Below are 9052 nucleotides of genomic sequence, written 5' to 3'. Positions count from 1 at the left end.
GCGCCCGCTGCGCCCGCGCCCGCTGCGCCCGCGCCCGCTGCGCCCGCCTCGACCGCGGTGCGACGCACGACGGTCGCGGAGTTGAGCCATGATTTCCGGCTGGCGAACGGCCGGCTGGCCCGGCGCCTGCGCCAGGAGAAGCCCGACAGTGAGCTCAGCAGCAGCCAGTTCTCGGCGCTCGGCTCCCTCTACTTCCACGGCCCGTTCACCCTCCGTGAACTCAGCGAACACGAGCGGGTCACTCCGCCGTCGATGAACCGCACGGTCAACGCCCTGGTCGAGGAGGGCCTGGTGGACCGGGCGGGATCGGTCGATGACGGCCGCAAGGTGGTGCTCACCGTGACGGAGCAGGGACGCACTCTGATGCGCGACACCCGCAAGCGCCGGGATGCCTGGCTCGCCCAGCGCGTCGGCAAGCTGACTCCCGAGCAGCGCCGCGTGCTCGGCGAGGCCATGGAGATCATGAAGGAGCTCACCAACAGTTGAACGCCATGTTCCGCTCCCTGAGCGTCGTGAACTACCGAATCTGGTTCGCCGGCGCACTGGTGTCGAACATCGGAACCTGGATGCAGCGCACCGCCCAGGACTGGATCGTGCTCACCGAGCTGACCGATCACAACGCCACCGCGGTGGGCATCGTGATGGCCCTGCAGTTCGGGCCCCAGCTGGTGCTGATGCCGTGGTCGGGCCTGATCGCGGACCGGTTCGACCGCCGCCGCCTGCTCATCCTCACCCAGAGCCTGATGGGGCTGCTCGCCCTCGGCCTAGGCCTGATCACGGTGACCGGCGTCGCCGAACTCTGGCACGTCTACCTCTTCGCCCTCGGCCTCGGGATCGTCGCGGCGATCGACGCCCCGGCCCGCCAGACCTTCGTCTCCCAGCTGGTCTCCGAGGACAACCTGCCGAATGCCGTGGCCCTCAACTCGGCGTCCTTCAACGGCGCCCGCCTGATCGGCCCGGCCGCCGCCGGTCTGCTCACGGTCGCCGTCGGCGCCGGCTGGGTCTTCCTGATCAACGCCGTGACGTTCGGCGCCACGGTGTTGGCGATGACGCTGCTGCGCACCGGGCAGCTCCGCCGCCAGCCCCGGGCCCCCCGCGAGCGCGGCCAGCTGCTGGGCGGCATCCGTTACGTGTCGCGGCGGCCCGACATCGTCGTCGTGCTGATCACGGTCTTCCTGGTGGGCACGTTCGGCTTCAACTTCGCGATCTTCACCGCGACCATGGCCACGGTCGAGTTCGGGATGGGCGCCAGCGAATTCGGCCTGCTCAGCTCGATCATGGCGATCGGGTCGGTCGCGGGCGCCCTGCTCGCCGCCCGCCGCGGCCGCCCGAGGCTGCGGCTGGTCGTCGCCGGGGCCGGCGCGTTCGGCCTGTCCTGCCTGATTGCGGCGCTGACGCCGAACTACCTGACCTTCGCGATCTCCCTGGCCTTCGTCGGGCTGTCGTCGCTGACCCTGATGACCACCGCGAACGCGTACGTGCAGACCACCACCCGCCCGGCCATGCGCGGCCGGGTGATGGCCCTGTACATGGCGATCTTCGCCGGCGGCACGCCGCTCGGCGCCCCCCTGGTGGGTTGGGTCGCCGACCAATACGGACCGCGCTGGGCGCTGGGCGTGGCGGCCCTGTCCGGGCTCCTGGCCGCCGCGGCCGTGCTGTTCTGGATGGTGAAGTACCGCAGCCTGCGGGTGCGGTACCGTCCGGGCGTGTCGCCCCGGCTCCGCCTGCACCACGACGGCGACGGCCGCGACGCCGAAACGGCCACCCGCGAGATCGCGATCGTCGAGGCGACGGCGACCCGCTAGCCGGGCGCCCGGCTGCCCGGGCGCCGGCTGCCCGGATGCTGCCTAGCGCACGCCGTTCATCAGCCGCAGGATCGGGCGCGCGATCAGGGCGAGCATCAGGCCGATCACGATGGCGACACCGCCAATCACGCTGAAGTACAGGGTCTCCGACACCGACGTGTACCACTCCGCCAGCCACCCGGACACCGCGGTGCCCAGGGCGATCGACAGGAAGAACAGGGCGACCATCTGGGTCTTGAACGGCTCCGGCGCCAGCTTGGTCGTGATGGACAGGCCGACCGGGCCGATCAGCAGTTCCGCCACGGTGAGCACGAACAGGATCGCGATCATGGCCGCCAGCGGGGTGGAGTTCGCGCCGCCGTCGACGAAGGGCAGGAACATCAGGAACGCGACGCCCATCATGCCCGTTCCGAGCGCGAACTTGACCGGGGTGGACGGCTGGCGGGAACCCCAGCGGGTCCACAGCGCGGCGAAGGCGCCCGACAGCAGGATGATGAAGACCGGGTTGAACGACTGGATCCAGGACACCGGGAGCTCCCAGCCGAACACGTCGCGGTTGAGTCGTTCGTCGGTGTAGATGGTGACCACCGTGAACTGCTGCTGCGAGAGGGACCAGAAGGCGGCGCTGGCCACGAACAGCGGCATGAACGCGAAGACCCGCTTGCGTTCGACGGCGGTGATCTGCCGGTTGCGCAGAATCACCACGAAGTAGGAGACGGTGGCCACCAGGGTCAGCGCGATCACGATGGTGACCAGACTGGATGCCGTGATCACGCCGAGCACGCTCAGCACCACGATCAGGGCGATTGCCGCCATAGCGGCGCCGAGGTACGCGGCGTAGCGCGAGGACGGCAGCGGATTCGGCACCTCGTGCACGATGGCCGGCAGCCGCTTGCGGCCGAAGGAGTACTGCACCAGTCCGATCGCCATTCCGACGGCCGCGAGGCCGAAGCCGAAGTGGAAGCCGAGGGTGGTCTGCAGCAGGCCGGTCATGACCGGGCCAAAGAAGGCGCCCAGGTTGATCCCGAGGTAGAAGAGGGAGAAGCCCGCGTCCAGCCGGGGGTCGTCCTTGGCGTAGAGGGAGCCCACCACGCTGGTCGCATTGGCCTTGAGACCGCCGCTGCCGAGCGCGATCAGGATCAGGCCGGTCGCCACCCCGCCGAACCCGGGGAGGAGGGCCAGTGCGACGTGGCCGACCGCGATGATGATCGCGCTGAAGTACAGCACCCGCTCGGAACCCAGGACGCGGTCGGCGACCCAGGCTCCCAGGATGGTCGACAGGTACACGCCGCCGCCGTAGGCGCCGACGATGCCGGCCGCGGTCGTCTGGGGGATCCCCAGCCCGCCGGCGGTCGCCGAGTAGTACAGGTACAACAGCAGGATGCCCTGCATGCCGTAGAAGGAGAAGCGCTCCCACATCTCCACGCCGAAGATGTTGGCGAGTGCACGGGGCTGCCCGAGGAAACTTCGATCTTCTCGGACAGGGGTTTGTTCAACAACCGTGCTCATTGATTGACCTTACCGCGAGCCCCCAGAAATGGGGGCATCGGGCCCGCGCCCCGGCGCAGGGTACGATTTTGCCCAGAACGCTATCGACGAACCCTGGGGGGCGGATTGGACGCACAGTCACTCGCGGCCCTGATCAGCGAGGTCCTGACCCTGGTCGGACTCGTCGTGGGCGCCGCCCTGTTCGCCGCCGGGCTCTTCGTGCGCGGCATCAAGGGCCGCTGGCTGCAGACGGATGGCGTCATCGCCTCCTCGGCATCCGGCACGGTCATCCGCTGGTTCGACACGCACGGCGAGGTGCACGAACGCCCGGCGGACACCCACGAGACGCACCGGCTGCCGCCCGGCGAGGACGTGCCGCTCTGGTTCAACGCGCGCACCCCGTCGCGCTGCCGCACGCACACGCCGGAGTCCGAGGGCAAGGCACTGCGCCTGACCGGTCTGGTCCTGCTGATCGTCGGGGCCGCGTCGGGCGTGCTCGGCATCGTGCTGATGTTCCTCTAGCGAGGCGCCCGGCGGGCAGATGCGCGCCGGCAGATGCGCGCCGATTTGATTGACCCGGCGCTTGTCCGACCCGGCCGAAAGGGCGATGCTAGGGGAATCCGGGCGCCCGGCATCCGTGCTGCCCGCACCCATCGATGCTCCGTCGACGCTCCACCGAGAGAGGCACCATATGCGCAAGATTCTCATCCTGACCGGGGACGCAGCCGAGACGCTCGAGGTCTTCTACCCGTACCAGCGCCTGCTCGAGGCCGGCTACGAGGTGCACATCGGGGCACCGGAGAAAAAGAAGCTCCAGTTCGTGGTGCACGACTTCGTGGACGGCTTCGACACCTACACGGAGAAGCTCGGCCACACCTGGGACGCCGACGTGGCGTTCGCGGACGTCGACCCCGCCGACTATGTCGCCATCGTGGTTCCGGGCGGCCGCGCCCCCGAGTACATCCGCAACGACGAGGACGCCAAGCGGATCGTGCGCCACTTCTTCGAGAAGAACGCCCCGGTGGCCGCGCTCTGCCACGGCCCGATGCTGCTGGCCGCCGCCGGTGTGCTGACGGGACGCACCAGTTCCGCCTACCCGGCGCTCGCGATCGACGTCGAACTCGGCGGCGGCATCTTCGAGGACGGTGCGGGCGTCGTCGACGGCAACCTCGTCTCCGGCCGCGCCTGGCCGGACCACCCCACCTGGATGCGTGAGTTCATGAAACTGCTGGCGGCGTCCGACGCGACCCGGCCGGAGCCGCTTCTGGAAGCGGTGAACTGAGCCGCGCCGCCTGAGCTGCTAGGGCCTGGGGGCGGGGGCCAGGTGTTCGCCGAAGAACGCTTCGATCCGCTGCCAGGCATCGGCGGCGGCTTCGGGGTCTGGCCCGGCCCCCAGGATGCGCTTGAGCACGAAACGCAGCGCCACCGGTCCGCTTTCGGCGTCGTTGAGGAAGGCATGCCCGGCATCCGGGTATTCCACCACGTCGTGCGGGATGCGCAGCCTGGTCAGTGCGGACTCGAGCGCGGCGGCGGCGCCCTTCAGTGACCGGTCGGCGCCACCGAAGCTGCCCACGACCGGGCACGCACCCGCCAGGGCGTCGTCGAGGTCCCGGGGCAGGCGCCCGTAATTGACGGATGCCGCGTCGAAGCCGCGTGTGGCGGCCGCCAGCGCGAACCCGCCGCCCATGCAGAAGCCGAGCACGCCGACCGCCCCAGAGCAGTCGTCCCGGCGGATCAGGAACTGGCGGGCGGATTCGATGTCGACGAAGGCGCGGCCCCGCCCCGACTGCAGGGCACGGAACGTGCCGGTCAGGCACTTGCGCGCGCCGCCCTCGGTGAAGAGGTCCGGCATCAGCGCGAGGTAGCCGGCCTCGGCCATCCGGACCACCTGGCGGCGCATCACGTCGTTCAGGCCGAACGCCTCGTGCACGAGCACGACCCCGGGCCAGGGCCCCGGGCCGGCCGGCACGCCGAGGAGCGCCTTCAGGCCGGCGCTGCCGCCGGGCCGGGCCGGAAGCTGCAGGTCGATGGTTTCAGGAGCGGTGTTCTCGGTCATGGGGACGGCCTCCCTGGCTGACTGAAACCCTAGCCGGTGCAGCCGGGCGCGCTCGTCGTTCACCTGCGGGACAGGTGGCCGCACCATCCCGGCCACGTCCGATTCCTACCGTGGACGCGGGGCCGCGCCACGCCGCCCCGATCGAGCCACACCAGGGGGGATCTCTTCATGCGCACAATCCTTGTTTCCGCGGCACTCACCGCCGTGCTCGCCACCACCATCGCCGGGACGGCCCTGGCCTCACCGGCCACGGCCGCACCGGCCGACCCGGCACCGTCCGAATCCGCACCGTCGGCACCGTCGACGCCGTCGGCGGAGAGGTCCGGCTCGGCCGGCCAGCCGCTCCGCACCAACGAGCGCAACGGCTCGTTCGACCTGCAATCCCACCGCGGCGGCCGCGGCGAGTGGACCGAGGAATCGCTCACCGCCTTCTCCCGATCGCTCGAACTCGGCGTCAGCACGCTGGAACTGGACACTCACCTGACCCGCGACGACCAGGTGGTGGTCTGGCACGACGACATCATGACGACGAGCAAATGCGCCGACACCGCCCCCACCTTCGCCGGCGACCCGGCCTTCCCGTACGCCGGCGACCGGGTGCGCGATCTGACTCTGGCCGAGATCGCCACCCTGGACTGCGGCTATCAGCAGTTGCCCGGCTTCCCCGAGCAGGCGAACACTCCCGGAAACCGGATCGCCACGCTCTCCGACGTGTTCGACCTCGTCCACGGCTACGACGCCCGCAAGGTGCACCTGAACATCGAGACCAAGGTGGAGGTGGCCGGTCCGGCCGGGACCGACGAGATGGCGGCCCTCACCCGCGCGGTCGTCGGCGAGATCGAGGCCTCCGGGCTGGCGGACCGGTCGATCCTGCAGAGCTTCGACTGGGCATCGTTGAACCTGACCCGGGAGATCGCCCCGGACCTCACCCTCGCCGCCCTCTCCAGCGGGGACGCCTGGCTGGGCGTCGACCAGCCCGGAATGAGCCCCAACCTGGGCGGCATCGACATCGACTCCTACGACGGCTCGCTGGCCCGCGCCGCCCAGGCGCAGGGGTACGACATCGTCTCCCCGGTCTTCACGTCGGTGACCCCGGCCATGATCGCCGACGCCCACGCGGCGGGACTGCCGGTCATCCCCTGGACGGTCAACCAGGCCGCGGACATCACCGCCCTGCTCGACCTCGGCGTCGACGGCCTGATCACCGACTACCCGACCCGGCTCCGAACGGTCCTCGGCGAGCGCGGGCTGAAGCTGCCGACGGCCTACACGCGGTAGCAGCGCGATAGCAGCGCGATAGCAGCGCGATAGCAGCAGCGCGATAGCAGCGCCGCTGCGAACCGGCAGCGAAAGCGCGTCCGGCCTCTGGCGCCGGCCGGGCGCCACCCTGTAGCATGTGGTCGGACCACAGCGGCGGCACGTCCGTCGCCGCTGCCGTCGGCCGCATCCCATCAGCATCCCATCAGCACCCCACCCCACCCCACTGTCGAGGAGGAGCCCGTGAGCATCGAGCCCCGTGCCTGGGAAATCGTGCTGCAGAGCATCGAATCGGATCTGCTCAGCGGGCGGCTGCGGCCCGGCGACCACCTCCAGCCCGAACGGGCCCTCGCGGCGGACCTCGGGGTGGGCCGCTCCAGTGTTCGCGAGGCGATTCGCGTGCTCGAGGTGCTCGGTCTGCTGCGCACCGCGGTCGGAAGCGGCCCCTCGGCCGGAGCCATCATCGTCGCACTGCCCGGCGGCGGCATGGCGGCGCTGATGCGCCTGCAGGTGGCCGCGCAGGGTTTCCCGGTGATCGACGTGGTCAAAACCCGGCTCGTGCTCGAGGCGTCGGTCGTGACCGAGCTGGCCGAGGCATCCGCCCTCTCCCAGACGACCATGGACGCCAACGCCTCCCTCCGACCCGATCTGACGGCGGCCCTGCAGCTGCTGGCCGCGATGGACTCCCGTGACCTGACCGAGGCCGAGTTCCTCGCCCTCGACGCCGAGTTCCACCTCGCGCTGGCGGAGGCCTCCGGCAACCAGGTGGTCACCGCCACGATGGCCGGGCTCCGCAGCACGATCGAGGCGTATGTGCAGGACGGGGCGTCGAGCCTCGCTTCGTGGACCGACACCTCCGCCCGCCTCCGCACCGAACACCGCGCCGTGCTCTCCGCGATCGAGGCGGGCGATGCCGAGGCCGCCCGCAGCCTGGTGACGAGCCACATCGCGGGCTACTACGCCGAAACGCAGCCGAACCCCCAGCCCACAGACCAGCACACGGATGCCCCCGGGCGGCCGGCGGCCCCGACAGAACGGACAGCCTGACCATGGTTCAGCGACGGATCCCCCGGATCAAAGACCTCGCACCCTTGATGCAGTTCAAGGCACCCGAGCTGAACGCGAAGAAGCGCCGGCTCGAAAGCGCCCTGACCATCTACGACCTGCGGGCCATCGCCAAGCGGCGCACCCCCAAGGCCGCGTTCGACTACACCGACGGCGCGGCCGAGGCCGAGATCTCCCTCAAGCGCGCCCGCCAGGCCTTCGAGGACATCGAATTCCACCCGTCGATCCTGCGGGACGTCTCGACCGTCTCCACCGGCTGGGACGTGCTCGGCGCCCCCGTCGCCCAGCCGTTCGGCATCGCACCGACCGGTTTCACCCGGATGATGCAGACCGAGGGCGAGATCGCCGGGGCGCACGCGGCGGCCAGGGCAGGCATCCCGTTCTCGCTGTCGACCATGGGCACCACGGCGATCGAGGACGTCAAGGCGGCCAACCCGAACGGACGCAACTGGTTCCAGCTGTACATGTGGCGGGACCGCGACCGCTCGATGGCGCTCGTCGACCGGGCCGCGAAGGCCGGCTTCGACACCCTGCTGGTGACCGTGGATGTGCCGATCTCCGGCGCCCGGCTGCGCGACAAGCGCAACGGCTTCTCAATCCCGCCGGCCCTGACCGCGGGCACGGTCCTCAACGCGCTGCCGCGCCCGGAGTGGTGGGTCAACTTCCTCACCACCGAACCGCTCGCCTTCGCGTCCCTCGACCGCTGGAGCGGCACGGTCGGCGACCTGCTCGACACCATGTTCGACCCCACCGTGACCTTCGAGGACCTGGCCTGGATCAAGGCGCAGTGGCCGGGCAAGCTCGTCGTCAAGGGCGTGCAGAACGTGGCGGATGCGCGCACGCTCGCCGGCCTCGGCGTGGACGGCATCCTCCTCTCCAACCACGGCGGCCGCCAGCTCGACCGGGCGCCGGTCCCGTTCCACCTGCTGCCGCAGGTGGTGCGCGAGGTGGGCACCGACCTCGAGGTGCATCTGGACACGGGCATCATGAACGGCGCGGACATCGTCGCCGCCGTGGCGCTCGGCGCCCGGTTCACCCTGATCGGCCGCGCCTACCTCTACGGCCTGATGGCCGGCGGCGAGGCCGGCGTCGACCGGGCGATCGAGATCCTGTCCGAGCAGGTGTCGCGCACCATGCGGCTGCTCGGCGTGAAGTCCCTCGAGGAGCTCGAGCCCGGGCACGTCACGCAGCTCGCGCGCCTCGGCCGGATCGCGCCGCCGGTGGCGGCATCCGTGCCGCAGTAGCTCAGTTCCCGCCGAGTTCGCCAGTTGCGGTCGAGTTCGACCCGCGGAACTGGCGAACTCGACCGGAATCGCCGACTTCGGCGGCGCAGCGCCTGCCGTGGGAGTGGGGGTGGGTGCGGGGTGGGTGCGGGGTGGGT

At 70.5% G+C, this 9052-nt stretch carries 9 protein-coding genes; 7 read left to right on the top strand and 2 right to left on the bottom strand.

The window, feature by feature from the left end:
* A partial coding sequence (locus tag E3T37_RS09475; protein WP_241994559.1) for a MarR family winged helix-turn-helix transcriptional regulator occupies positions 1–486 on the top strand: 486 nt, incomplete at its 5' end.
* A 5-nt stretch (positions 487–491) separates the two neighbouring features.
* Positions 492–1805 (top strand): MFS transporter, encoded by a 1314-nt coding sequence (locus tag E3T37_RS09470; protein ID WP_134366543.1) that lies wholly within the window; start codon positions 492–494, stop codon positions 1803–1805.
* A 42-nt stretch (positions 1806–1847) separates the two neighbouring features.
* On the opposite strand, the gene E3T37_RS09465 is transcribed toward E3T37_RS09470, so the two are convergent.
* A complete protein-coding gene (locus tag E3T37_RS09465; protein ID WP_134366542.1) occupies positions 1848–3314 on the bottom strand; it encodes a peptide MFS transporter in 1467 nt (488 codons plus the stop codon).
* Positions 3315–3419: 105 nt separating this feature from the next.
* Here E3T37_RS09465 and E3T37_RS09460 point away from each other — a divergent pair, with 105 nt between their 5' ends.
* The gene (locus E3T37_RS09460) at positions 3420–3815 is read left to right on the top strand and encodes a sortase (protein ID WP_134366541.1); all 396 of its coding nucleotides are present in this window, start codon (positions 3420–3422) and stop codon (positions 3813–3815) included.
* 169 nt (positions 3816–3984) lie between these two features.
* Positions 3985–4575 carry a DJ-1/PfpI family protein gene (locus E3T37_RS09455; RefSeq protein WP_134366540.1) on the top strand — a complete coding sequence of 197 codons (591 nt, stop codon included), beginning with the start codon at positions 3985–3987 and terminating at the stop codon, positions 4573–4575.
* An 18-nt stretch (positions 4576–4593) separates the two neighbouring features.
* Here E3T37_RS09455 and E3T37_RS09450 read toward each other — a convergent pair whose 3' ends face one another.
* A complete protein-coding gene (locus tag E3T37_RS09450; protein WP_134366539.1) occupies positions 4594–5349 on the bottom strand; it encodes a dienelactone hydrolase family protein in 756 nt (251 codons plus the stop codon).
* 168 nt (positions 5350–5517) lie between these two features.
* Here E3T37_RS09450 and E3T37_RS09445 point away from each other — a divergent pair, with 168 nt between their 5' ends.
* The 3 genes from E3T37_RS09445 (at position 5518) to E3T37_RS09435 (ending at position 8915) form a co-directional block, all read left to right on the top strand.
* Positions 5518–6627 carry a glycerophosphodiester phosphodiesterase family protein gene (locus E3T37_RS09445; protein ID WP_134366538.1) on the top strand — a complete coding sequence of 370 codons (1110 nt, stop codon included), beginning with the start codon at positions 5518–5520 and terminating at the stop codon, positions 6625–6627.
* A 222-nt stretch (positions 6628–6849) separates the two neighbouring features.
* The gene (locus tag E3T37_RS09440; protein ID WP_198416032.1) at positions 6850–7653 is read left to right on the top strand and encodes a FadR/GntR family transcriptional regulator; all 804 of its coding nucleotides are present in this window, start codon (positions 6850–6852) and stop codon (positions 7651–7653) included.
* 2 nt (positions 7654–7655) lie between these two features.
* Entirely contained in the window at positions 7656–8915 is a 1260-nt protein-coding gene (locus tag E3T37_RS09435) for an alpha-hydroxy acid oxidase (RefSeq protein ID WP_134366537.1), read from the top strand.
* Positions 8916–9052: the final 137 nt, after the last annotated feature.

It is taken from the genome of Cryobacterium sp. TMT2-10 (assembly GCF_004403075.1).
Taxonomy (GTDB): domain Bacteria; phylum Actinomycetota; class Actinomycetes; order Actinomycetales; family Microbacteriaceae; genus Cryobacterium; species Cryobacterium shii.
This window is presented reverse-complemented; position numbering and strand designations above follow the sequence as displayed.